General features: G+C 63.3%; 23 protein-coding genes and 1 tRNA gene. 4 read left to right on the forward strand and 20 right to left on the reverse strand.

What is annotated here, in order from left to right; genetic code table 11:
* Positions 1 to 63: 63 nt before the first annotated feature.
* The 6 genes from lepB to rpoE all read right to left on the reverse strand — a co-directional run bounded on the left by lepB (position 64) and on the right by rpoE (position 6677).
* Entirely contained in the window at positions 64 to 843 is a 780-nt protein-coding gene (gene lepB, locus T31B1_RS09105) for a signal peptidase I (RefSeq protein WP_353249168.1), read from the reverse strand.
* A gap of 29 nt (positions 844 to 872) precedes the next feature.
* Positions 873 to 2672 carry a translation elongation factor 4 gene (lepA, locus tag T31B1_RS09110; RefSeq protein WP_353249169.1) on the reverse strand — a complete coding sequence of 600 codons (1800 nt, stop codon included), beginning with the start codon at positions 2670 to 2672 and terminating at the stop codon, positions 873 to 875.
* 122 nt (positions 2673 to 2794) lie between these two features.
* Positions 2795 to 4273, reverse strand: coding sequence for a DegQ family serine endoprotease (locus T31B1_RS09115; protein WP_353249170.1), 1479 nt, complete (start codon positions 4271 to 4273; stop codon positions 2795 to 2797).
* A gap of 106 nt (positions 4274 to 4379) precedes the next feature.
* Entirely contained in the window at positions 4380 to 5384 is a 1005-nt protein-coding gene (locus tag T31B1_RS09120; RefSeq protein ID WP_353249171.1) for a MucB/RseB C-terminal domain-containing protein, read from the reverse strand.
* Positions 5381 to 6094 (reverse strand): sigma-E factor negative regulatory protein, encoded by a 714-nt coding sequence (locus T31B1_RS09125; RefSeq protein ID WP_353249172.1) that lies wholly within the window; start codon positions 6092 to 6094, stop codon positions 5381 to 5383. The genes T31B1_RS09120 and T31B1_RS09125 overlap by 4 nt, the downstream gene beginning before the upstream one ends.
* A gap of 7 nt (positions 6095 to 6101) precedes the next feature.
* Complete coding sequence (gene rpoE, locus T31B1_RS09130; protein WP_353249173.1) at positions 6102 to 6677, reverse strand: RNA polymerase sigma factor RpoE; 576 nt, start codon at positions 6675 to 6677, stop codon at positions 6102 to 6104.
* A gap of 221 nt (positions 6678 to 6898) precedes the next feature.
* Here rpoE and nadB point away from each other — a divergent pair, with 221 nt between their 5' ends.
* Complete coding sequence (nadB, locus tag T31B1_RS09135; RefSeq protein WP_353249174.1) at positions 6899 to 8560, forward strand: L-aspartate oxidase; 1662 nt, start codon at positions 6899 to 6901, stop codon at positions 8558 to 8560.
* Here nadB and T31B1_RS09140 read toward each other — a convergent pair.
* The 8 genes from T31B1_RS09140 to T31B1_RS09175 all read right to left on the reverse strand — a co-directional run bounded on the left by T31B1_RS09140 (position 8545) and on the right by T31B1_RS09175 (position 14578).
* Entirely contained in the window at positions 8545 to 10041 is a 1497-nt protein-coding gene (locus T31B1_RS09140) for an alpha/beta fold hydrolase (RefSeq protein ID WP_353249175.1), read from the reverse strand. The genes nadB and T31B1_RS09140 overlap by 16 nt on opposite strands.
* Complete coding sequence (locus T31B1_RS09145) at positions 10025 to 10546, reverse strand: protein YgfX (RefSeq protein WP_353249176.1); 522 nt, start codon at positions 10544 to 10546, stop codon at positions 10025 to 10027. Before T31B1_RS09145 ends, T31B1_RS09140 begins: the two co-directional genes overlap by 17 nt.
* 17 nt (positions 10547 to 10563) lie before the next feature.
* Entirely contained in the window at positions 10564 to 10818 is a 255-nt protein-coding gene (locus T31B1_RS09150; protein WP_353249177.1) for an FAD assembly factor SdhE, read from the reverse strand.
* Positions 10819 to 10881: 63 nt separating this feature from the next.
* Entirely contained in the window at positions 10882 to 11661 is a 780-nt protein-coding gene (locus tag T31B1_RS09155) for a succinate dehydrogenase iron-sulfur subunit (RefSeq protein ID WP_353249178.1), read from the reverse strand.
* A gap of 62 nt (positions 11662 to 11723) precedes the next feature.
* Positions 11724 to 13514 (reverse strand): succinate dehydrogenase flavoprotein subunit, encoded by a 1791-nt coding sequence (gene sdhA, locus T31B1_RS09160; protein ID WP_353249179.1) that lies wholly within the window; start codon positions 13512 to 13514, stop codon positions 11724 to 11726.
* Positions 13514 to 13900, reverse strand: coding sequence for a succinate dehydrogenase, hydrophobic membrane anchor protein (gene sdhD / locus T31B1_RS09165; RefSeq protein WP_353249180.1), 387 nt, complete (start codon positions 13898 to 13900; stop codon positions 13514 to 13516). The genes sdhA and sdhD overlap by 1 nt, the downstream gene beginning before the upstream one ends.
* Before the next feature lie 32 nt (positions 13901 to 13932).
* Entirely contained in the window at positions 13933 to 14325 is a 393-nt protein-coding gene (sdhC, locus tag T31B1_RS09170; protein WP_353249181.1) for a succinate dehydrogenase, cytochrome b556 subunit, read from the reverse strand.
* Positions 14326 to 14368: 43 nt separating this feature from the next.
* Positions 14369 to 14578 carry a DUF1674 domain-containing protein gene (locus T31B1_RS09175; protein WP_353249182.1) on the reverse strand — a complete coding sequence of 70 codons (210 nt, stop codon included), beginning with the start codon at positions 14576 to 14578 and terminating at the stop codon, positions 14369 to 14371.
* Positions 14579 to 14707: 129 nt separating this feature from the next.
* Between T31B1_RS09175 and ygfZ the strand changes: the two genes are divergently transcribed.
* Positions 14708 to 15592, forward strand: a complete 885-nt coding sequence (gene ygfZ, locus T31B1_RS09180) for a CAF17-like 4Fe-4S cluster assembly/insertion protein YgfZ (protein WP_353249183.1) — start codon at positions 14708 to 14710, stop codon at positions 15590 to 15592.
* Positions 15593 to 15610: 18 nt separating this feature from the next.
* Here ygfZ and lysS read toward each other — a convergent pair whose 3' ends face one another.
* Together lysS and prfB are read right to left on the reverse strand one after the other, a co-directional pair.
* Entirely contained in the window at positions 15611 to 17113 is a 1503-nt protein-coding gene (gene lysS / locus T31B1_RS09185) for a lysine--tRNA ligase (protein WP_353249184.1), read from the reverse strand.
* Positions 17114 to 17129: 16 nt separating this feature from the next.
* A protein-coding gene (gene prfB / locus T31B1_RS09190; protein WP_353249185.1) for a peptide chain release factor 2 occupies positions 17130 to 18228 on the reverse strand; the annotation gives its coding sequence in 2 pieces (ribosomal slippage) (positions 17130 to 18155 and positions 18157 to 18228; 1098 coding nt in all).
* Between the two features lie 203 nt (positions 18229 to 18431).
* On the opposite strand from prfB, the gene T31B1_RS09195 reads away from it, so the two are divergent.
* A complete protein-coding gene (locus T31B1_RS09195; RefSeq protein ID WP_353249186.1) occupies positions 18432 to 19571 on the forward strand; it encodes an OmpA family protein in 1140 nt (379 codons plus the stop codon).
* A 173-nt stretch (positions 19572 to 19744) separates the two neighbouring features.
* On the forward strand, positions 19745 to 20287 hold the full coding sequence (locus T31B1_RS09200) for a DUF6231 family protein (RefSeq protein WP_353249187.1): 543 nt from the start codon (positions 19745 to 19747) through the stop codon (positions 20285 to 20287).
* On the opposite strand, the gene gluQRS is transcribed toward T31B1_RS09200, so the two are convergent.
* The 4 genes from gluQRS to T31B1_RS09220 form a co-directional block, all read right to left on the reverse strand.
* Positions 20245 to 21174, reverse strand: a complete 930-nt coding sequence (gene gluQRS / locus T31B1_RS09205) for a tRNA glutamyl-Q(34) synthetase GluQRS (RefSeq protein ID WP_353249188.1) — start codon at positions 21172 to 21174, stop codon at positions 20245 to 20247. The two genes, T31B1_RS09200 and gluQRS, sit on opposite strands and share 43 nt — an antisense overlap.
* A gap of 159 nt (positions 21175 to 21333) precedes the next feature.
* Positions 21334 to 21410: transfer RNA gene (locus T31B1_RS09210), tRNA-Pro, on the reverse strand.
* A gap of 56 nt (positions 21411 to 21466) precedes the next feature.
* Positions 21467 to 21826, reverse strand: coding sequence for a MerR family transcriptional regulator (locus T31B1_RS09215; RefSeq protein WP_353249189.1), 360 nt, complete (start codon positions 21824 to 21826; stop codon positions 21467 to 21469).
* Positions 21810 to 22109 carry an integration host factor subunit alpha gene (locus tag T31B1_RS09220; protein WP_353249190.1) on the reverse strand — a complete coding sequence of 100 codons (300 nt, stop codon included), beginning with the start codon at positions 22107 to 22109 and terminating at the stop codon, positions 21810 to 21812. Before T31B1_RS09220 ends, T31B1_RS09215 begins: the two co-directional genes overlap by 17 nt.
* Positions 22110 to 22111: the final 2 nt, after the last annotated feature.

Raw genomic sequence — 22111 nt, forward strand, 5'->3', positions numbered from 1 at the left:
AGTGCACCTGGATGAAGATCTGCACGCTTGGTCGACGTTTGAGCTGGGCGCATGGTCAGCCTCTCAATGCAGGAGATGGCCAATACGCGACCATCGCACGTCGAAATCGGAGAAGTCGACACTCATCCAGATCATGAACGCCTTGCCGACGAAGTTGGCCTCGGGCACGAAGCCCCAGACGCGCGAGTCGGCGCTGTTGTCGCGATTGTCGCCCATGGCGAAATACTTGTTGTCCGGTACGGTCACGCTGACTTCCGGGCCGCGCCGGCCGGTGACCTGGAGCACCGGATGCGCCGGACCGTCGGGCAACTGTTCGATGAACTGGCGCATGGTGTCGAACACATCGGCATCGGGGCCGTCATAAATGCCCAGATCCTTGAGCGGCACGCGTTCTCCGTTGATATACAGGTGTTCGTCGCGATAGGTGATCTGGTCGCCGGGCAGGCCGATCACGCGCTTGATGTAGTCCTTGGTCGGGTCGGGCGGGTAGCGGAAGACCACGATATCCCCGCGCTCGGGCTCGCCCAGATCGAGAAATTTGGTATGGAACACGGGGGCGCGCAGCCCGTAGGTGAACTTGTTGACTAGAACGAAGTCCCCGACCAGCAACGTCGGCACCATTGACTTGGACGGGATCCGGAACGGTTCGAAGACGAACGCGCGCAGCACCAGCACGGCCAGCAGCACGGGAAAGAACGAGCGCGACAGCTCGATGGCCCAGTTGCCTTCACGGCCATCGCTGCGGTTTCGCGACCACCAGAGCCTGTCGAGCAGCCAAACGATGCCCGTAACGATGGTGGCGATTGCCAGCCATGCCTCGAAGTCCATATGCACGTTGTTCATGCCCTGCTCGCTTGCAACCGCCAGTCCGCCTAGTCCGAATCGTCGGTGGACAGCACCGCCAGGAACGCTTCCTGGGGGATCTCGACACTGCCGAGCTGCTTCATCCGACGTTTGCCTTTCTTCTGTTTTTCCAAGAGCTTGCGTTTACGCGAGACGTCCCCGCCGTAGCACTTCGCGGTGACGTTCTTGCGCATCGCCTTGACCGTCGACCGGGCGATAATCCGCGTGCCGATGGTCGCCTGGATGGCCACGTCGAACATCTGCCGGGGCACGATGTTCTTGAGTTTTTCCACCAGCGCCTTGCCGCGCTCGTAGCTGCGATCCCTGTGCACGATATGGGCCAGCGCGTCGACGCCGTCGCCGTTGATCAACACATCCAGACGCACCAGATCGGCGGCCTGGAACCGTGCGAAATCGTACTCGAACGAAGCAAAGCCGCGCGATACAGACTTCAGCTTGTCGAAGAAGTCGAGCACGACCTCGGACAACGGCAATTCGAAGTTCATGGACACCGAGTTGCCCATGTACTGCATGTCCTTCTGCACGCCGCGCTTTTCCATGCACAGCTGCAGCACAGGGCCGACGAACTCCTGTGGCATGAGAATCGTCGCCCTAATGATCGGCTCACGGATCTCGTCGATCTGGCCGACATCGGGCAGCGACGTCGGGTTGCTGATCGCGTGCACCTCGCCGTCGGTGGTCACGACTTCGTAGACCACGGTAGGCGCGGTGGTGATCAGATCAAGGTTGTACTCGCGTTCCAGTCGCTCTTGGACGATCTCCATATGGAGCATGCCCAGAAAGCCGATCCGGAAACCGAATCCCAGCGCCGCCGATGTCTCCGGCTCGTAATTCAACGACGAATCATTGAGCCGCAGCTTGGCCAGTGCGTCACGGAAATCCTCGTAGTCGTCCGAAGAAACGGTGTACACGCCGGCGAACACCCGCGGCTGGACCTGCTTGAACCCGGGCAGGCGGGCTTCACAGGGCGCATGCGCATGGGTGAGCGTGTCCCCCACCGGCGCGCCGTCGATCTCCTTGATACCCGCGATCACGTAGCCGACCTCGCCGACGTCGAGCGTCTTCTTCGGCTGCTTCTTGGGCGTGAAGATGCCGATATCGTCGATGTCGTGTTCGCGTCCGGTAGCCATCACGCGGATCCGGTCACCCTTGGACAGGCGTCCATTGACGATCCGCACCAGGGACACCACGCCGAGATAATTGTCGAACCAGGAATCCACGATCAGCGCTTGCAGCGGCGCCTCGGCGTCGCCAGCCGGCGGCGGGATACGCCGGATGATCGCCTCCAGCACATCGGGCACACCCAGTCCGGATTTGGCCGAGACCAGCAGCCGGTCCGTCGCCTCGATACCGATCACGTCCTCGATCTGCTGGGCAACGCGATCCGGATCGGCCGCCGGCAGGTCGACCTTGTTGAGCACCGGTACCACTTCGAGATCCTGCTCGATCGCGGTATAGCAGTTCGCCACGCTCTGCGCCTCGACGCCCTGCGAGGCATCCACCACCAGCAGCGCGCCTTCGCAGGCGGCCAGCGAACGCGAGACTTCATAGGAGAAATCCACGTGCCCCGGCGTGTCGATGAAGTTCAACTGATAGGTATGGCCGTCGGCGGCGGTATAGTCGAGCGTGACCGCCTGGGCTTTGATGGTGATGCCGCGCTCACGCTCGAGATCCATCGAGTCGAGCACCTGCTCGGCCATCTCCCTTTCGGTCAGCCCGTGGCAGGTCTTGATAAAGCAATCCGCCAGCGTGGACTTGCCGTGATCGATATGGGCGATGATGGAAAAATTGCGTATGCGTGACTGCATTGAGACTTCGTGATGGGCCGATAAGGCGCACGGCATAAAACAATCGCCCCGGCCAGGCCGGGGCGATAACGTGGATCGCAAGAGTATACGCGCTCGAGCGATCCGGTTTCAGCGCTGTCGAGTCAGCCGGCGTCCGGCCGGATTGCCAGATACAGGCGCGTCCCATCGCGAAGAACCAGCAGTGCCACCGGTCCGTCGGCCTGATCGAGCGCATCGGTCAGCGCGGCCACATCTTCGACCTTGTCGGCGCCCACCGCGAGAATCACGTCTCCGGGCTCGATGCCCGCCTGCATCCCCGCGCCGGGGGCGACGTCGGTCACACGCACGCCGCCCTGGGTCAGATCCAGCTGACGCCGGGCCTTGGTATCGAGCGATTCCAGCGTGAGCCCGTAGGACGCCTTGTCCTCGGAAGACTGCGCGGGCTCGGGCGCGGCGCGCGTATTGATGTCCTTGGGCAGTTTCTCGATATCCACGTCGATATCCTGCCGGTCGCCGTCGCGTAGCACGGTGACGGTCGCGCTCTTGCCGGGTGCCACGGTACCGACCAGAGGCGGCAGTGCGGCAGCGGAATCGACCTCCTCGTCGTTGAACGCCATGATCACGTCGCCTGCCTGGATGCCGGCTTTCTCGGCCGGACTGTCGGGCATCACCCGGGCCACCAGCGCGCCCTCCGGCCGCTTGAGCTTGAACGACTCGGCCAGTTCGCGATCGACATCCTGTATCTGGACGCCGAGCCAACCGCGGGTCACGGTGCCGCTTTCACGCAGCTGATGCGCCACATCCATGGCGATATCGATCGGAATGGCGAACGACACGCCCTGATAACCGCCGGTCTGGCTGTATATCTGCGAGTTGATGCCCACGACCTCGCCCGCCAGATCGAACAAGGGCCCGCCCGAGTTTCCCGGGTTGATCGCCACGTCGGTCTGGAGGAAGGGAACGTACTGATCGCTGGCGAGATTACGCTGTTTCGCCGAAACGATGCCGGCGGTGACCGAGGTCTCGAAACCGAACGGCGAGCCGATTGCCACTACCCAGGAGCCGACGTCGAGCTTGTCGGGATCGCCGATCCGAACGATCGGCAGGTCTTTCGCGTCGACCTTGAGCACCGCCAGGTCGCTGTACTGGTCCTCGCCCACGACCTGGGCGATCAGCTGACGGCGATCGTTGAGCTTGACCACGATCTGGCCGGCGTCCGCAACCACGTGCCGATTGGTCAGAATATAACCGTCCCGCGAAATGATGAACCCGGAGCCCAGAGAGGGCTGCGGCGCCGCGCCCGGGCCCGGCGGCATCGGCATCGGGGCGCCGTCCTCGCCCTGTGGACGGTCGTCGAAGAAACGGCGCAGCCATCCTTCCAGGGGGTTGTCGCCTGGCGCGGGCGCGTCACTGCCCTGACCCGCACTCTGACTATCCTGACTGGCCGGCAAAGCGCTGATGTTCACCACCGCAGGCGATACATGTTTCACCAGGCCGGTGAAATCCGGCAATGCGACCGGTTCGGGGGGTGCGACCGGGTCCTCGCTGCCGCAGGCCGAGAGTGCGATCACGCAACAGATCAGCAGCCCGAACAGACCGGCACGATGGGGGTGGTGGTACATGACGACAGCCCTTTGAATTGTCCGCACACAAAAGCACCATACCGGCATTCCACACGGCACGGCCCCCTAGTGCCTACTTATCGTGGCACTACAGCCGCCGTGCGTATCACGAACCGGTATCGGCCTTGCTCTTCTCGTGGACCAGATTACGCGCAATGCGCTGGACCGTTGCAGCCGGCACCTCACCGACAACGGTGATCTGCGTATCGCCCACCACGTGGCCGAACGCGTTCACGGCACCCATGGTCGTGGCGCCTTCCAGCGGCTTGCGAAGCCCGGCCGGCGCGATGAACGCCGAAACCGTGGCCACCCCGTCGGTGAACAGCATCTGGCGCACATAGCCGTTCTCGGTCACGCGACGTACGCCGTCTTCAGCCAGCTCGAAACCCGGCGGCAGGTCGGTCGGCTTCCAGGCGTCTTCGGGTACGGGCTTGTCCTCGACCTGGACAGCCTCGTGCTTGATCACCCGGAACCCGTCGATATCGTAGCCCGGCATGAATGCGTCGTCTGGAACGGTCTTTGGAAAGTCGATCTGGGTGAACATGAGCTGTTCGACCACGTCGTCGCCGCGCACCAGATCGAGCTTGAGCGGCAGGCTTGTCTGCTCGTCGATGAGCATTCGATAGCCGTAGCGGAATTCGTCCTTGGGCGATATCTCGATGAGCCGGCCGACGCGATCGGCCAACCGTCGCTGTCCCAGGTCGTGAACGTCGTAATGAGCACGCATTCGCTCGGGCGAGAACTGGGCGACGCTGCCCAGCAGCCCTTCGCGTTTGTGCCGCGATATGAGTACGACCTTGTTATCGGGCAGGATCGAAGTCACCACCCCGCCGCGCCGAATGACTTCACGGGGTTGGCCGGTCAACGACACGAGCCGTTCCTGCTCGAGCCCGTCCTGAAAACGATGGATGACCCTCAGCGTGTCGAGTTGATCCTCACGCAGGTAGACCAGCACACCGCTGTAGTTTTCGCTGCGCACAGCGGTCGATGCCCGCGAGAGCAGCGCATCGACGCTGGCGTGGTCGGCGCCGTCGTGATCGCTCGCCGGCGCCGCGCCGGCGAGCCCAACCAATCCGAATAGGAGGATGAACGCTGAAAGCGCTCGTGTCACTGCGTCGGTTCCTGCCCATACGTGGCCACGCGAACGAACGCGGGCGTGGTGCCGGACAGCCCATAACCACGGGCCAGCCCGTTGTGCTCGACGAGATAGCTATTGAGCTCCTCCTCGAGCGCCGGATCCGATACCGACCAGTGATCGGCCGGCGATGTACGACGCGCATTCGTACTCACCGAACGGATATCCGCGTTCTGGACATTGCCGGCTGCCAGCATGGCGCTGCTGTCGGCTGGCGTGTTCGCCACGTCGCGGCTGGTCTTGACACGTGTGGCCGACGGCGAAACCGTCGCGGCCGCAACGGCCGGCTCCTGGAGGTTCTCCGGTGCGTTCTCATCGCGGGTAATCGACCCGCCAGTGACCAGAAACGCCATGCCTGCAGCCGAGGCGGCCACGGCCAGACCGGTCGTCATGCCACGCCAGCGTCGCCGTCGGGCACGCGGGGCCGTGGAAATCGGACGCACGTCTGCACGCACCGGCCGACTCTCGCTGTCCTCCTGAGCGATAGCCTGCATCACCCGGGTCGAGAAACCGCTGTCCAGACCGACGGCCGGCTCGCCACGGTGCGCACGCAGTGTCTCGCGCAGCCAGTGCTGGCGGCCCCAGCTCTCGCGGAGCCGTTCGTCACGAAGCAGCGCGTTGATGACCGAATCGGATTCGTCGCGGGTCGCTTCGTTATCCAGAAAAGCTGAAAACTGCTCGTTCATGCTGTCCTCACTTGTCCGCCAGGGACACCAGTTTCTCCTCGATCGCCGCTCGCGCGCGAAAGATCCGGGATCTGACCGTGCCGACCGGGCAATCCATAGACTGCGCGATCTCTTCGTAACTCATGCCGTCCAGCTCGCGCAACATGATGGCGGTACGCAAGTCTTCCGGCAAATCCTGTATCGCGGCAATCACGGTGTCGCGAATCTCCTCGCTCTCCAGCAGCGCCTCGGGCGTGTCCTGCTCGGAAAAGCGATCCATATGGCCGAATGCCTCGGCGTCGGCCACGTCGATATCCTGACTCGCCGGTCGCCGTGAACGTGCGACCAGAAAGTTTTTCGCGGTGTTGATCGATATTCGGTAAAGCCATGTATAGAACGCACTGTTGCCCTTGAAGCCGCTCATGGCCCGATAGGCCTTGATGAACGCTTCCTGCGCCACGTCCGGCGCATCCGCCGGATTGACATAGCGCGCGACCAGCTTGATGACCTTGTGCTGATACTTGCGTATGAGCAGATCGAATGCACGGTCGTCGCCAGCCTGAGCGCGGGCTACCAGTTGGTCGTCGCTGGCGTCTTCACTCATCTAGACGTCGTACCAACCGGTCGTGGAACAAGAGCTAGGAATGCGCGAATTGACCTCGTGTTTGAATGACGCCCAGCGGCCGATATCCGTGTAGACCCCGGATTCCACAAATAGTTCGCAATTGATTTGCGCTATGCTGCCAACGTTCATGGACCTGTCGTCATTTCATTCGAGCGCGCCGCGCGGAGGCGCTCAGTCTATCGGTGCAAGCCCGTTTCGTCATGCCAGAAGTCGATACCGCCCACTCTGAACACTTTGACGTCGTGATCGTCGGCAGCGGCGCCGCAGGCCTGACGCTTGCGCTGAGACTCGCCGACGGCGCGCGCCGAATCGCTGTAATCTCGAAGAGCGCGCTCGCCGAAGGCAGCACCTGGTATGCCCAGGGCGGCATATCCGCGGTCCTCGACGCCGAGGACAGCATCGAGGCCCACGTCGCCGACACCCTCAATGCAGGGGCCGGCCTGTGCGACGAACCCGCGGTGCGATTCACTGTCTCGCGCTCGCGTGAGGCCATCGAGTGGCTGATCGCACGCGGCGTGCCCTTCACCCGCGCAGAGCCCGGCGAGAAGGCGCCGGGCTATGCCTATCATCTCAACCGCGAAGGCGGGCACAGCCATCGCCGCATCATTCACGCCGAAGACGCCACCGGTCGCGCCGTCGAAACCACCCTCGAGGCCCTGGCACGCAACGCCGAGCAGATCACCGTGTTCGAGCACCACATGGCCGTCGAGCTGATCATGACCGATGATGCCAGCGAACCGCGTGGCCGCTGCCGCGGAGTGTATGTACTCGATATTGAAGGCGACCAGGTGCATACGCTGTCCGCGCGTCATGTGGTGCTTGCCACCGGCGGCGCCAATCTGGCCTACCTGTACAGCAGCAACCCGCACGCAGCCAGCGGCGACGGTATCGCCATGGCCTGGCGTGCGGGCGCGCGGGTAGCCAACATGGAGTTCATGCAATTTCATCCAACCTGCCTGTATCACCCTGAAGCACGGTCATTTTTAATCAGCGAAGCGTTGCGTGGCGAAGGCGCGCTGCTCAAACTCGCCGACGGCAGCCGCTTCATGCCGCGCCACGATGCTCGCGCCGAACTGGCCCCGCGCGACATCGTCGCCCGGGCTATCGATGCGGAGATGAAACGAACCGGCGAACCGCACGTCTGGCTGGATATCAGTCACCGTGACAAGGCCTTCATCGAAAAGCATTTTCCTGCAATCAACCGGCGTTGTCTGGAACTCGGGCTCGACATGAGCCGGGAGCCACTGCCGGTGGTGCCGGCCGCGCACTACACCTGTGGGGGTGTGATCACCGATCTGGCCGGACGGACCGATATCGCCGGCGTTTTCGCGATCGGCGAATGCGCCTTCACCGGCCTGCACGGCGCCAACCGCATGGCCAGCAACTCCTTGCTCGAATGTATCGTCTACGCCAGCGCCGCGGCCGAAGCGATCGCCGCCGACGACGCCTGCCGTGCGCCGGACCCCGGTGAGCCGCTGCCGCCCTGGGATGAATCACGAGTGACCGACTCCGACGAAGAAGTCGTGGTCGCCCATAACTGGCAAGAGATCCGTCGTTTCATGTGGGACTATGTCGGCATTGTCCGCACCACCAAACGTCTCGAACGCGCCCTGCACCGCGTCGAGCTGCTGCGTCGCGAAATCCACGACTACTACGGCACTTTCCGGGTGACACCGGGCCTGCTGGAATTGCGCAACCTGGCCCAGGTCGCCGAGTTGATCATCCGCAGTGCGCTCGAACGCCGCGAAAGCCGCGGATTGCACTACACACGGGACTTTCCGCATACCCTGCCCCGGGCCATGCATACAGTACTCTCGCCACCACGGGAAGACGTGCCCGGCGTGGTCTACCGACCGTTGTGATCGTTGCCGCTGGAGCCGTCGCAGGCCGGCAGAACGGCCGCTGGCGCGTCGAGAAATACGGCAACTGCACCTTGTACGCAGCCGTCTGTCAGCGTGACGCCATGGCCGCCGTCTGCCACGGCCAGCCATCGCGCCCGCGCATGGGCCGCCGCGAACGACCGTGCCCATTCCGGCGGTGTCGCAGGATCGGCCAGCCCCGAGACCACCAGCGTGGGTGCGGGCAGCCGGCCGTGTCCTGCTCCGCTGCCCACGTCGGGCATCCGCCATAGATCGCATACCGAGATCGTCCCGGCGGCGGCAAGATAAGGCTTGAGCTCCCGATAGGTCTGCAACGCAGCCCGCCAATGGCGGCGGGATCCGTCGCGTGACCGGGTGAAGGCGCAGCGAGTGCTCCAGAAGACAGCGTCACTATGCGCGGTATCGACCACGCGCGCGTGCATCCGCTGCCAGAGCGGTCCGAGCGCAGCCGTGTGTCCCTGGCCTGCGCGCACGAGCCGACGTATCGTCTCGGCACGCGTGCCGGGCGTGTAGCCGGCCAGCAGCACCATGCTCAACAGCCGATACGGCGTGATCGGCCGGATCGCGACCCGCCCCATTCGGCCGATGTCCCAGAGCAACGCCGGCTGCTCCTCGTAGCGGGCAAGCAGCTTGGCGACCTGTTCACTCGGCCGTCCCGGCGCGGCAGCGCATTCGGTTGAATGAGCATCACACCAGGCATCCAGGCCGTCGAGTGCGGCGCCGAACTGGGCCGGCAGGACCTCCAGCGCATCGCGGCCGAACGGAAACATCGAATCGAGTACCAGCGAGCGTACCCGTGACGGATGCCGGCGCGCGTAGAGCTGGGCGATCCGACTGCCGTAGGAAACCGACCACAGATGAACGCCGCTCACTTTCAGGGCATCAATCAACCGTGACAGGTCGGCTATCTGCGCGGCTGGGCCCAAGGCGGCCGCCCGTGTCGCCCCGAGCCGTCGATAGCACTGCGCCATTCTGAGCACGTCGCCGGCGAACTCATCGCCGGCCGTGCGTAAAGGCACGCCGTTCGAGTCGGCATCTGGGCCGACCCGCCTCCGACAGCTGATCCTGGGTTGGCTCTGACCCGTCCCGCGGGGATCGAACAGAACCACGTCGTGCGGCCAGCCGGCCCTTTGCTGCCAGTCTCGCCAGCGCGCAATGCCAGCACCGTCAAGCCGTGCCGGGTCACCTGGCCCGCCCGGTATATAAACAACTGGCATGGGATCCTTGGCATCCGGCCGTGCCCGCAGCACGACGACACGCAGCCGTACCGGCACGGAGCCGATCACCGCCTGGCTCTCGAGCCAGCCGCAGTCCATGTGCGCCGCACTCCGGCCGGACCCGACATCGGGACATTCCTCGTTCGATAAGCGCAGGGTCGCCGAGTTCGCCGCAGCCGCCACGATCCATAACAGCGCGCTGGCGCACCGGCCGGATACCGCGATGCGCTTACCCGGTTTCGACATCGTCCAGCGGCGGCGGATAGACCGTCAGTCGAGCCCGCAGATGGCGATGCGCCCGCTCACTCAACGCATCGGCGAACAGTAGACAATGCCAACGGCGCCAGCGGGCGTGGTCGGCGCGCAAGCCAAGCACAACAAGCCAGCGGCCGAAGGCATACGCCGTGGTCAGCCGTCCGTGGTACCAACGGCCATCGGCAGTCTGCCAGGCCAGATGGTGATCCGCAGGCCAGCGCAACCGCACGATCTCGCGGTCGTGTCGCAGACAGGCCCGGTGATAGGCGTACACGCCCGAAACGACGACCAGACCGACAGCGGCAACCGCCCAAGGGCGTGCTAAGGCAAGAGCCAGGAGCACCACGCCGGCAAGCACGTGGGTGCTCAGCACGAACATCCGATGGCCAAGCGATATGCGCCGTTCAAGATGCAGTGTTCCGACGAATGCGCTGTCAGCCGCTGGCGGGCCGGCGTGCCCGACTGCGCGCCGCGGCCCGCCGCGATCGCCCGACATCGTACGGGCTCAGCCGGTCAGCCCGCGCCGGCCGGCCGTTTGAACTGACGAATACGGCCCAGCAGCTCTGCCTGCACGGCATTGTCGGGCTCACTGCGCTCCATGATCAAGTAGTAAAGATCCGGGTCTTCCATACCGACGAGCGTCAGCAGTTCGCCGCGCTCGCGTTCGTCGAGGTCGTCGTACTCGGCCCCGACGAAACGCTCCAGAAGCACGTCCAGTTCCTTCATGCCTCGGCGACACAACCAACGTATCCGCGATTTTTCGCTCATGGACGGCCTCTCCCATGCGGCACGGGCACGCCCGACGTGCGGCGAACCCGTCCCGCGCCCGTATCAGCTGCGCCGTTCAAGCAACAGCTTCTTGGTTTCCTGAATGGCCTTGGCCGGGTTCAAACCCTTCGGGCAGGTATTGGTGCAGTTCATGATGGTGTGGCACCGGTACAGCTTGAACGGGTCTTCGAGAGCGTCCAGCCGATCGCCGGTCGCCTCGTCACGCGAATCCGCGATCCAGCGATAGGCCTGCAACAGCACAGCCGGCCCGAGATAGCGCTCGGGGTTCCACCAGTAGCTCGGGCAGGACGTGGAGCAGCACGCGCACAGGATGCACTCGTACAACCCATCGAGCTTGGCTCGATCCTGCGGAGTCTGCAGCCGCTCACGGGTCGGCGCGGGGGTATCGGTCTTGATCCACGGCTCGATGGACTCGAGCTGAGCATAGAAATGCGTCAGGTCAGGCACGAGATCCTTGACCACCGGCATGTGCGGAAGCGGATAGATTCGTACGTCGCCTTCGATATCCTCGATGCGCGTGGTGCAGGCCAGCGTGTTCTTGCCGTCGATGTTGAACGCACAGGAACCGCAGATACCTTCGCGGCAGGAGCGACGGAACGTGAGCGTCGCGTCGACCTCGTTCTTGATCTTGATCAGCGCGTCCAGAACCATCGGTCCGCATCGATCGAGATCCAGCGTGAAGCTGTCCACGCGGGGGTTCTCGCCGGCTTCGGGTTCCCAGCGGTAGACCCGGAATGTCTTGGTCCGCTTGGCATCCTTGGGCGCGTCGAAACGCTTGCCCTTGGCAATACGCGAATTCTTGGGCAGTCGAAATTGAGCCATGACAGGCCTCCGTTACCAAAAACGTGCCGCCGGCGACCATCGCCGACGGCGCTGGTGATCGTTCAGTACACGCGCTTCTTCGGCGGTACGTGTTCCATGTCGGACGTCATCGGCTGCATGTGCACCGGGCGGTAGTCGATCTTGGTGTCCGGCCCGCCGTCGTGCCAGATGAGCGTGTGCTTCATCCAGTTCTCGTCATCGCGTTCGGAGTATTCCTCGTGCGCGTGGGCGCCACGGCTTTCCTTGCGATTGGCGGCCGCGTGCATGGTCGTGATTGCGCACCCGAGCAGATTCTCGAGCTCCATCGTCTCGACCAGATCACTGTTCCAGGTCATCGACCGATCGGAGACCCCGACATCGGCGAACGCCTCCACTTCCGCGCTGATCTGCTTGACGCCCTTGCCCAGATTTTCCTCGTTACGGAAGACCGCGGCATATTTCTGCATGGAGCGCTGAAGGCTGTCGCGCAGTTCGGCAGTCGGCGTGCTTCCTTTGGCATGACGCAGCTTGTCGAAGCGGGCCAGCGCCTTCTCTTCGGACGCCTTGGTATCGGCACGATGGGTCGCGCCCTTGGTGACGACCTCCTCACAGCGGTGCGCGGCGGCTCTACCGAAGACCACGAGGTCGAGCAGCGAGTTGGAACCCAGACGATTGGCGCCATGTACCGATACACAACCGGCCTCACCGACCGCCATGAGTCCGGGCACGACCGAATCCGGGTCACCGTCACGCAACGTGACTACTTCGCCGAAAGCGTTGGTCGGCACGCCGCCCATGTTGTAATGCACCGTCGGCAGCACCGGAATCGGCTCCTTGGTGGCGTCCACGCCCGAGAAGATCCGCGCGGTTTCCGTGATGCCCGGCAGACGCTCGTGCAACACCTCGGGACCAAGATGCTCCAGGTGGAGCAGCGTGTGGTCCTTGTTCTCGCCGACGCCGCGTCCTTCATTGATCTCGACCGTCTCGGCACGACTGACCACGTCGCGCGACGCCAGATCCTTCGCGTTCGGAGCGTAGCGCTCCATGAAACGCTCGCCCTCGGAGTTGGTCAGATAACCGCCCTCGCCGCGAGCGCCCTCGGTGATGAGACAGCCCGCACCGTAGATGCCGGTGGGATGAAACTGCACGAACTCCGGGTCCTGCAGCGGCAGGCCCGCGCGCAGCGCCATGCCCATGCCGTCGCCGGTACAGGTGTGGGCCGACGTGCAGGAGAAGTAGGCACGACCGTAACCACCCGTGGCCAGAATGACCTGATGGGCGCGGAACCGATGCAGCTGACCACCCTGGAGATCCCAGGCCAGCACGCCCTTGCATTCGCCGTCTTCGGTCATCAGCAGATCGATGGCGAAGTACTCGATGAAGAATTCGGCCTTGGCCTTGAGCGACTGCTGATACAGCGTATGCAGCAGCGCATGACCGGTACGATCGGCCGCTGCACAGGTACGCTGTGCCGTGCCTTCACCGAAATGGGTGGTCATGCCGCCGAACGGACGCTGATAGATCCGGCCGTCTTCGGTGCGCGAAAACGGCACGCCGTCGTGCTCGAGTTCGATGATCGCCGGAATGGCTTCCTTGGTCAGGTACTCGATGGCGTCCTGATCGCCCAACCAGTCGCCGCCCTTGATCGTGTCGTAGGCGTGCCAGCGCCAGTCGTCCTCGCCCATGTTGCCGAGCGCGGATGCAATACCGCCCTGCGCGGCTACCGTATGACTACGGGTGGGAAACACTTTGGTGATACAGGCCGTGGACAGCCCGGCGTCGGCCAGGCCGCGCGTCGCGCGCAGGCCCGAACCGCCCGCGCCGACCACGACCACGTCGTGCTGATGGTCGATGATGTCGTAACTGTCGCTCATCAGGCAGCTCCTACCAGAATCATGATGACGGAAAATATGGCGGCGACACCCAGCAGGATGTTGGCCAGCTGCAGCGCGATTAGCGCCGCAATCTTGATCGATTCGACGTGGACATAGTCCTCGATGATCACCTGCAGACCGAGCTGGGAGTGATAGAAGATGGCCGCCAAGTAGATCGCCAGCAGCGACGCCTGTAGCGGCGACGACAGCCAGTTGGTCACGCTGGAATAGTCAGCGCCCAGCTGCGAGGCCAGACAGGCCACGAACCAGAGGGTCAGCGGCACAAGTGCCACCGCGCTCACGCGCTGAGCCCACCAGTGGCCCACGCCCGTCTTGGCGCTGCCCAGCCCGCGCGCCTGCGCGAGCGATGAACGAATACTGCTCATAGCAAATCTCCCGGAAACAAAAACACGCGCGATCAGGCGGCGATGAGCGCCCAGATCCAGACAAAGATGGTCAGGGCCGCAGCAACGCCGATGGCGACATAGCCGGTCATGCGCGCGGTTTCCAGATCCAGACCCACGCCAACGTCCCACACCAGATGGCGCACGCCGTTGCACAGGTGGTAGAACAGCGCGAAGGACCAGCAGAACATGAGCAGCTGGCCGAACCACGACGCGGCGAAGCCGTTGATGCCGGCGAACGCGTCGGGGCCACTGGCCGCCCCGATAAGCCAGAAGGCGAGAAAGATGCTGCCGAGCGACAGCACGATGCCGGACGCGCGGTGTGCGATCGAGGTCAGCATCGAGATCTGCCAACGGTAGATCTGCAGATGCGGCGATAGCGGTCGGTTGGCCTGTTGTTGACTCATGGCGATCCCCAGATGACGGTGAAAGAACGGAGGCGGAATCGGGTCAGAAGTCGATACACCGACCGTTCTTCTCCCAGTCGCCGTAGCGCACGGGCTCGGGGCCTTTGCGGCCTCCGTACTCACGCGGCAGGTCGGACGTGTCTACGGCCGGGGAAACGGGGGTGTCGGAACGTGCGGATTCGCCCGGCTCGGCCGGCGGAGCACCCTTGGGTGTCTCGCCGTGGTCTACGGGCGACGATCGTTCATCTGACATAGCGGTACTCTAAACCTGCGAATGGCTGCTGGCAAGATGAATAGCGGCTTAACCAGCGCCGCCGAACCTTGGCCAGGAAAGGCTTTACGGTCGCGATAGAATACGGCTTCAAGCTTTTTTGGATGCATCATGAACTCCGCCACCCGCCAGACCGGTACCGCACTGGGCATCATTTGCGTGCAAGGCCCGGATGCCGCTTCGTTTTTGCGCGCGCAGCTGACCAACGACGTAGCACGACTGGGACCGGATCGCCATTTCCTGGCGGCATGGTGCGATGCCAAAGGGCGCACCGAGATGATTGCGCGCGTGGTCGAGACCGAAACCGACGGCTATCTTCTCATCCTGCCGCAGGCACTGATCGAGCCCATGATCAAGCGTTTGCAGATGTACGTACTGCGGGCGAAGGTCGCGCTGTCGGATATGACCGGCGAGCGCGCCGTGTATGGCCTGACCGGGGCGACGCTGCCGGCCCCCGGACATACCGAAGCGCGAGCCGGCATGCGGGTACTCGGATTGCCCGCTTCGCGCGATGGCGCGGCGCGGGCACTGGTCATCGGCGACAATAGCGTCATGCCCGCATCGAATGACGCGATGGCCACCGACGACGAGCGTTGGCTGATCGCCGATATCGATGCCGGCCTGCCCGTCGTGCTGCCGGCCACGCGCGGGCTGTTCGTGCCACAGATGCTCAATCTGCACTGGCTGATGGCGATCGATTTCGACAAGGGCTGTTATCCCGGTCAGGAGATCATCGCGCGGCTGCATTATCGCGGCACCCTCACCCGTCGCACCTTTCGCCTGCACTGGCAGGGAGAGCGGCCGATACCGGGCGAGCGCATTACCGACTCGGAGGACAACGAGGTCGGCACCGTGATCGCAGCGGCACGCGACGGATCGCCGAACCACGGACGACTTCTGGCGGTCCTAAAGGCCGCCGCGATCGGCGCCGACACGCTGACCTGCCCGCAAACCGCACTCACCTTGGGCGATCTGCCCTATCCGACACCCGACTGAACACGGCCCGTCGGCCGGTCAGGCCTGTGGACGGAGCTGCGGGAACAGCAGCACGTCGCGGATCGCCCCGCGCCCGGTCAGGAGCATGACCAGTCGATCGATCCCGATCCCCGCGCCCGCAGTCGGCGGCAGACCGTATTCGAGCGCCGTCACGTAGTCGGCGTCGTAGTACATGGCTTCATCGTCGCCCGCCGCCTTGGCATCGGCCTGAGCACGAAACCGCTCGGCCTGATCCTCGGCATCGTTGAGCTCGGAGAAACCGTTGGCGATCTCGCGACCGGCGACGAACAGTTCGAAACGCTCGGTCACCGACGGGTCGTCATCCCGACGCCGCGCCAGGGGCGAGACCTCGGCGGGATAATCGACCACGAATGTCGGGGCGATCAGACGGGTCTCGACCGTTTCTTCGAACAGTTCCGTGAGCCATTTCCCCGGCCCCCAGCCGGGCTGCCCACGCACCCCGGCCTGCTCTGCTTTTTCTCGCAGACGTTGTTCATCATCAATGTCTTGCGGATCAATATTATCGTTATACTTTAGCACCGCATCGCGCATGCTCAACCGCTCGAATGGCGCATTGAACCGGATGGCTTCGTCGTTGCAAGCCTCGACATGATGCTCGTCCATGCGCACTGACAATTCGCGTAACAGGGCTTCGATGGCGTCCATCAGGTCATGGTGGTCGGCGTAGGCCTGATAAAACTCGAGCATGGTGAATTCCGGGTTGTGCCGCGTCGACACCCCTTCGTTCCGGAAATTTCGATTGAGCTCGAACACGCGCTCCAGCCCGCCCACGACCAGCCGCTTGAGATAAAGCTCCGGGGCCACCCGGAGATAAAAATCGTGGTCGAGCGCGTTGTAATGAGTCACGAACGGCCGCGCCGCGGCCCCGCCCGGTATGGCCTGCAACATCGGCGTCTCGACTTCGAGAAAATCGCGCGCCTCGAAGAAGTCGCGCACGCCTCGCACGATGGCGCTACGCGCTTTGAACACAGCCCGCGAATCGGGGTGCATGATCAGATCGACATACCGTTGGCGATAACGCGCCTCGGTATCCGACAGCCCGTGCCATTTTTCCGGCAGCGGACGAAGCGACTTGGTCAGTAGACGATAGGTCTCGGCACGGACCGATAGCTCGCCCTTGTTGGTTCGCGACAGCTTTCCCGTCACTCCGACAATATCGCCGATATCCAGCTGCTTGAAGGTCTTGTAGGCGTCTTCTCCGAGCAGATCACGCTGCATGAACAGCTGGATTCGTCCGCTGGCATCCTGCAGTGTCGCGAAACTGAGCTTGCCCATCACGCGCTTGGCAAGCAGCCGCCCGGCCACCGATACCGTCTTCGCCTGCGCATCGAGCGCGTCTGCCTCGTCGTCGGCATGCTCGGCCTGCAACGCGCCGGCCGCCGCATCCGGGCGGAAATCGTTCGGGAACGCGCCGCCAGCGGTTCGCCAATCGGCCAGCTTTTCCTTGCGCTGAGCGACCAGACGGTGTGTCTCGCCATCGCCCTTACTCGCATCGGTCATCGTGTTACCACTCTCGTTATAGACCCTGTTTCAGGCTTTCCTCGACGAACTCGTCCAGATCGCCGTCGAGTACGCCTTGCGTATTTCCAACCTCCACGCCGGTACGCAGATCCTTGATCCGCGATTGATCGAGCACGTACGAGCGAATCTGGCTACCCCAGCCGATGTCGGATTTGCCCGCCTCGGTCACTTCAGCGGCCTCTCGGCGCTCGGCGAGCTCGCGCTCGTACAACTTGGATTGGAGCTGCTTCATCGCCGTGGCGCGATTCTTGTGCTGCGATCGGTCATTCTGGCACTGCACGACGATGCCGGTCGGCTCGTGCGTGATGCGCACCGCCGATTCGGTGCGGTTGACATGCTGGCCGCCCGCGCCGCTGGCACGATAGACATCCACCCGCAGATCGGACGGGTCGATCTCGATTTCGATCTTGTCGTCGATCTCCGGCGCGACGAAAACCGCGGCAAACGACGTATGCCGTCGCGCGCCCGAGTCGAAGGGCGACTTGCGCACCAGCCGGTGCACGCCCGTTTCCGTGCGCAACCAGCCATAGGCGTAGTTGCCGGTCACCGCGAACGTCGCGCTCTTGATGCCTGCCACCTCACCGGCCGAATACTCGGTGATCTCGGTCGCGAAACCGCGCCGCTCGCACCAGCGCAGATACATCCGCAGCAACATCTCGGCCCAATCCTGCGCCTCGGTGCCGCCGGAACCGGCCTGGATATCGACAAACGCATTGCTCGCATCGGCCTCGCCCGAGAACATGCGCTGAAACTCCAACGCTTTAATATGTATCTCGACGCCGTCCAGCTCGCGATCGATATCGGCAATCACGCTATCGTCTTCCTCGGCCTCGGCCATCTCCACCAGTTCGACACTGTCGTCGAGGGTAGCGAGCGCCTGGTCCATGGGCTTGACGATGTCTTCAAGCCGCGCCTTTTCCTGGCCGAAAGCCTGCGCCTTGTCAGGCGACTCCGCCCAAATCTCGCCGCGCGCGAGTTCGGCGTCCAGTTCAGTCAGGCGGTCCTTTTTTTCAGCGTAGTCAAAGATACCCCCGTAGGTCGCCCAGGCGCTCACGAAGCGTTTGCATGCGGGATTTTACGGTGTTGGTTTCCATCGAGCGCAAAGCCTTTATAATCAGTCGGCGGGCGCGGATGATTGCAGGTAATTTTTTTTAGCACAACCGTGCTCGACAATTGCTAAATCCTGCAAAACACCGCATAATCTCGTGGCACGTCACCGGTTTGGGAACACTTGTTCGCCAGTTCGGTGAATGGGACCGCACAACAAACCTAAACCCGTTCAAGGGAGTTTTGAACTATGCAATTCAAACAACCGCTCACCGCATGTGTTGCGGGCGCGTTGGGTCTGGCCTTCTCGGCCGGCGCCATCGCCCAGGACAACACGCCGCAGGACAAGCGTTTCTACGTAGCGCCGATGGTCAGCTACGGCTTTTTCGATAACGACGCCTCCGGTGGCAACGGCAATCTGCCGCGTATCAACACCGATAACGACGACAGCATCGGCGGTACGCTGGCCATCGGTAAGCCGATCACCAGCTGGTTGAACCTCGAGCTGTTCGGCTTCTACTTCAACCCGGATCAGAAGCTCAACGGCGTCGACGCCGACGATGCTGACCTGTACGGCTTCGGTCTGGACGCGTTGTTCTTCCCGGCTCGCGACACCCTGCCGGTCTACGGCATCCTGGGTGCCGCTTGGGGCAAGACCGATCCGGGCTTCGGCTCCGTGAACGGCGTTCGCGTCGGCGACGATGCTGATACGGACTTCCTGGACGCGGGTCTGGGTTACATGTACCAGATCAACGACTACGGCTTGGCCGTGCGTGCTGAGTACCGCTATCGTTACACCACGGTCGACAGTGCCGACATTTACGGCGCCGGTTTCGAAGACAACCGGTATGACGACCATATCCTGTCTCTCGGTCTGCAGATCCCGCTGGGTGCGCCGCCGAGTGCTCCGGCTCCGGCCCCGGCTCCGGCCCCGGCCCAGCCGATGGATAGCGATGGCGACGGCGTCATCGATGCCAACGATCAGTGCCCCGGCACCCCGCGCGGCACGGAAGTCGACGCTCGCGGCTGCCCGATCGAGAAGCAGGCTCCGATCGTTCTGAAGGGCGTGACCTTCGAGTTCGATTCCGCCAAGCTGACCTCGCAGGCCGAGAATCGTCTGGACAACGTGGTTGACGCGCTGCAGGCCAGCGACGAGATCACCTTCCGTATCGACGGTTACACCGACAGCATCGGCACCGAGCAGTACAACCAGGGTCTGTCCCAGCGTCGTGTGGATTCGGTTCGCTCCTACCTGATGCAGCATGGCATCTCGAGCAGCCGTATCACCGGTACGCAGGGTCATGGCGAGTCCAACCCGGTTGCGACCAACGAGACGGCCGCTGGTCGTGCTCAGAACCGTCGCGTCGAGCTGAACGTCACGAGTCAGTAAGACAACGACTGTTCGTCTAGTCGGGCCCGGCCTCTTCGGAGGCCGGGCTTTTTTATGCGCGCCATAGCCGTGCCTTCCGTAGCGCCGCCAGTTGCCGCACACGCCATGCACTCCTTCCCCTGCGCGGATAGAATGCAAGACGACCACGTCGCGTACCCGCCTGCCCCGAACTCATGAATTGCAATGTTCAAGATTGCGACCCGCGCTTACCCGATGAGGTCGTCGACTTCCTCTGCGATCTCTTGCGCCGGCGCCGTCCGAACTCGCTGATCGTGATTGATGACCAAAGCGCTGCGTCGGCGGGCGACCACTCTTGGCCGGCACGCCTGAGGCCAGCCTTGCCGGACGGCGCACGATACGTCATTGAAACGCCGGACACGTGGCGTGACAACGCAGCAGAGCGCTCAGAACTCGCGTTGCTTGTCTGCGATCCCACCGCGTACTCAACGCAGGCATACCGTAGGCTTCTGGGCGAATTACGCGACCGACGCGCCGCAGCAGTGATCGTGTTGAACAGGCCGGCAACCGGCCCCTATGACCCATGGCAGATCGGCGACTTCATTGCCATGGGCTTTCGTCGCGTCGCGGGCAGTCAGGCACTACCGGCTGGCTGGAGTCTGTATCGCTACGATATCCACGACTATAAAACCACGCCGGATTGGCTCAACAAGCGTTATTGGGCCAACCCAGAGCGATGGGACCAGGAGCGCTGGTAGGCGTGCGCTGCAAGCTCGACCCGGCTGGGCACGTCACCGACTGACCAGGCGTCGACCGCCCAACCCAACACCGACTCCTGGCTCGCGTCACAGAGACGGTCGGGCGGTTCCTGGCCCAACATCGACAGACAGACCCAGAGCTGCGCGCTGCGCCGTTCCGACCTGAGTGCGAGCGCGCCCTGACTCTTACCCAGCTTCTGTCCGGCGGTATCCACCAGCACTGGCACGTGGGCGTAGTTCGGTCTCGGGTACCCGAGCCGCTCCTGCAGCCAGATCTGACGAGGCGTGGACGACAACAGATCTGCGCCGCGTACCACCTCAGTAATCTGTTGAAACGCGTCGTCGACCACGGTCGCCAGCTGGTAGGCAGTGATACCGTCGGCACGGCGAATCACGAAATCACCGATGTCGTCGGCTAATATCTGTTCGTAATGACCCTGTACCGCATCGTGCAGCACGGTTGGGCGGTTGGATACCTTCAACCGGACCGAACGCGCGCGACGACCCGCCGGCAGCCCCCGACGGCAGGTACCCGGGTAGACCGGCCCTTCGATCCCGACGCGACCGGCCCTTGCCTCGCGTCGCGTGCACCCGCACTCGAACGCATCGCCCTGCGAGCGCAGCCGCTCGATCGCCGCCCGATAGGCTTCACGCCGATCCGCCTGATGCATGACCTGGCCATCCCATCGCAGGCCGAAAGCCGAGAGCGTATTCAGGATGTGCCGATCGGCATTCGGAACGACGCGCGGCGTGTCCAGATCGTCGATCCGTACCAGCCATTGACCACCCTGGGCACGCGCGTGCACAAAACTGGCAACCGCGGCCAATAAGGAACCCAGGTGCAACGGCCCGCTCGGCGAGGGTGCGAATCGCCCAATAACGCTCATGTCGGGGTGCCGGGCGGCAGGCAATAGCGGCTTGCTCGCGCCGGGTCGGAACCAGGGCCGCAGGCTATTGTCGTCCGGGATTCATTACCAAGGCCGTCAAGTCGGCCCGGTTCATCGGCGTGGGATCGCTCAGAAACAGCGCTTGCCGATGAAACGAAATGGTCGGGGTAGCAGGATTTGAACCTACGACCTTCTGCACCCCATGCAGACGCGCTACCAAGCTGCGCCATACCCCGACTTGAGAGCGCGTATGGTAACAGAACTTCCATGCGCGTCGTATACCCCGTGGCGCTTATTCGAGACCTTTCATGATGGTTTCGAGTTCCTCACGAATCGCGGCGAGCGAATCGCCCGCGCTCGCCGCCGGCAGGGCAGCCAGTGCGCGCCCCTTGTCGCGCAGCTGCAGGCGGGCACCTTGGATGGTGAAACCCTGCTCGTAAAGCAACATGCGGATATCACGCGCAATGAGTACGTCGTGTTGCTGGTAATACCGCCGGTTGCCGCGACGCTTGACTGGCTTTAGCTGAGTGAACTCCTGCTCCCAGTAACGGAGCACGTGCGGCTTTACCCGGCACAGTTCGCTGACTTCACCGATCGTGAAATAGCGCTTGTCGGGAATCGGCGGCAGTAATTCGTCAGCTGCTTGCGTCAATGCTCGACTCGACGCGTGCCCGCATCTTCTGCCCGGGCTTGAAACTGACCACGCGCCGGGCCGAAATGGGAATTTCCTCGCCGGTCTTCGGGTTTCGACCGGGCCGTTGATTCTTATCGCGGAGCTCGAAGTTCCCGAAACCGGAAAGCTTAACGTATTCACCGGCTTCCAGCGTGGACCTCACTTCCTCGAAGAAGCAATCCACGAATTCCTTGGACTCGCGCTTGTTGAAGCCCAACTGCTCGAACAGATTCTCGGTCAGATCCGCCTTCGTGAGTGCCACAG

The sequence above is a fragment of the Salinisphaera sp. T31B1 genome (assembly GCF_040361275.1).
Classification (GTDB): Bacteria; Pseudomonadota; Gammaproteobacteria; order Nevskiales; family Salinisphaeraceae; genus Salinisphaera.

Bases quoted from the DNA above. Each gene is read 5' to 3' on its own strand.
- gluQRS (WP_353249188.1), bottom strand. From the start codon at position 21,174: ATGAGCGTTATTGGGCGATTCGCACCCTCGCCGAGCGGGCCGTTGCAC.
- lepA (WP_353249169.1), bottom strand. From the start codon at position 2,672: ATGCAGTCACGCATACGCAATTTTTCCATCATCGCCCATATCGATCAC.
- T31B1_RS09195 (WP_353249186.1), top strand. From the start codon at position 18,432: ATGCAATTCAAACAACCGCTCACCGCATGTGTTGCGGGCGCGTTGGGT.
- T31B1_RS09140 (WP_353249175.1), bottom strand. From the start codon at position 10,041: ATGTCGAAACCGGGTAAGCGCATCGCGGTATCCGGCCGGTGCGCCAGC.
- ygfZ (WP_353249183.1), top strand. From the start codon at position 14,708: ATGAACTCCGCCACCCGCCAGACCGGTACCGCACTGGGCATCATTTGC.
- nadB (WP_353249174.1), top strand. From the start codon at position 6,899: ATGCCAGAAGTCGATACCGCCCACTCTGAACACTTTGACGTCGTGATC.
- lepB (WP_353249168.1), bottom strand. From the start codon at position 843: ATGAACAACGTGCATATGGACTTCGAGGCATGGCTGGCAATCGCCACC.
- T31B1_RS09200 (WP_353249187.1), top strand. From the start codon at position 19,745: ATGAATTGCAATGTTCAAGATTGCGACCCGCGCTTACCCGATGAGGTC.
- T31B1_RS09175 (WP_353249182.1), bottom strand. From the start codon at position 14,578: ATGTCAGATGAACGATCGTCGCCCGTAGACCACGGCGAGACACCCAAG.
- sdhD (WP_353249180.1), bottom strand. From the start codon at position 13,900: ATGAGCAGTATTCGTTCATCGCTCGCGCAGGCGCGCGGGCTGGGCAGC.
- rpoE (WP_353249173.1), bottom strand. From the start codon at position 6,677: ATGAGTGAAGACGCCAGCGACGACCAACTGGTAGCCCGCGCTCAGGCT.
- T31B1_RS09155 (WP_353249178.1), bottom strand. From the start codon at position 11,661: ATGGCTCAATTTCGACTGCCCAAGAATTCGCGTATTGCCAAGGGCAAG.
- sdhA (WP_353249179.1), bottom strand. From the start codon at position 13,514: ATGAGCGACAGTTACGACATCATCGACCATCAGCACGACGTGGTCGTG.
- sdhC (WP_353249181.1), bottom strand. From the start codon at position 14,325: ATGAGTCAACAACAGGCCAACCGACCGCTATCGCCGCATCTGCAGATC.
- T31B1_RS09115 (WP_353249170.1), bottom strand. From the start codon at position 4,273: ATGTACCACCACCCCCATCGTGCCGGTCTGTTCGGGCTGCTGATCTGT.
- lysS (WP_353249184.1), bottom strand. From the start codon at position 17,113: ATGACCGATGCGAGTAAGGGCGATGGCGAGACACACCGTCTGGTCGCT.
- T31B1_RS09150 (WP_353249177.1), bottom strand. From the start codon at position 10,818: ATGAGCGAAAAATCGCGGATACGTTGGTTGTGTCGCCGAGGCATGAAG.
- T31B1_RS09145 (WP_353249176.1), bottom strand. From the start codon at position 10,546: ATGTCGGGCGATCGCGGCGGGCCGCGGCGCGCAGTCGGGCACGCCGGC.
- T31B1_RS09125 (WP_353249172.1), bottom strand. From the start codon at position 6,094: ATGAACGAGCAGTTTTCAGCTTTTCTGGATAACGAAGCGACCCGCGAC.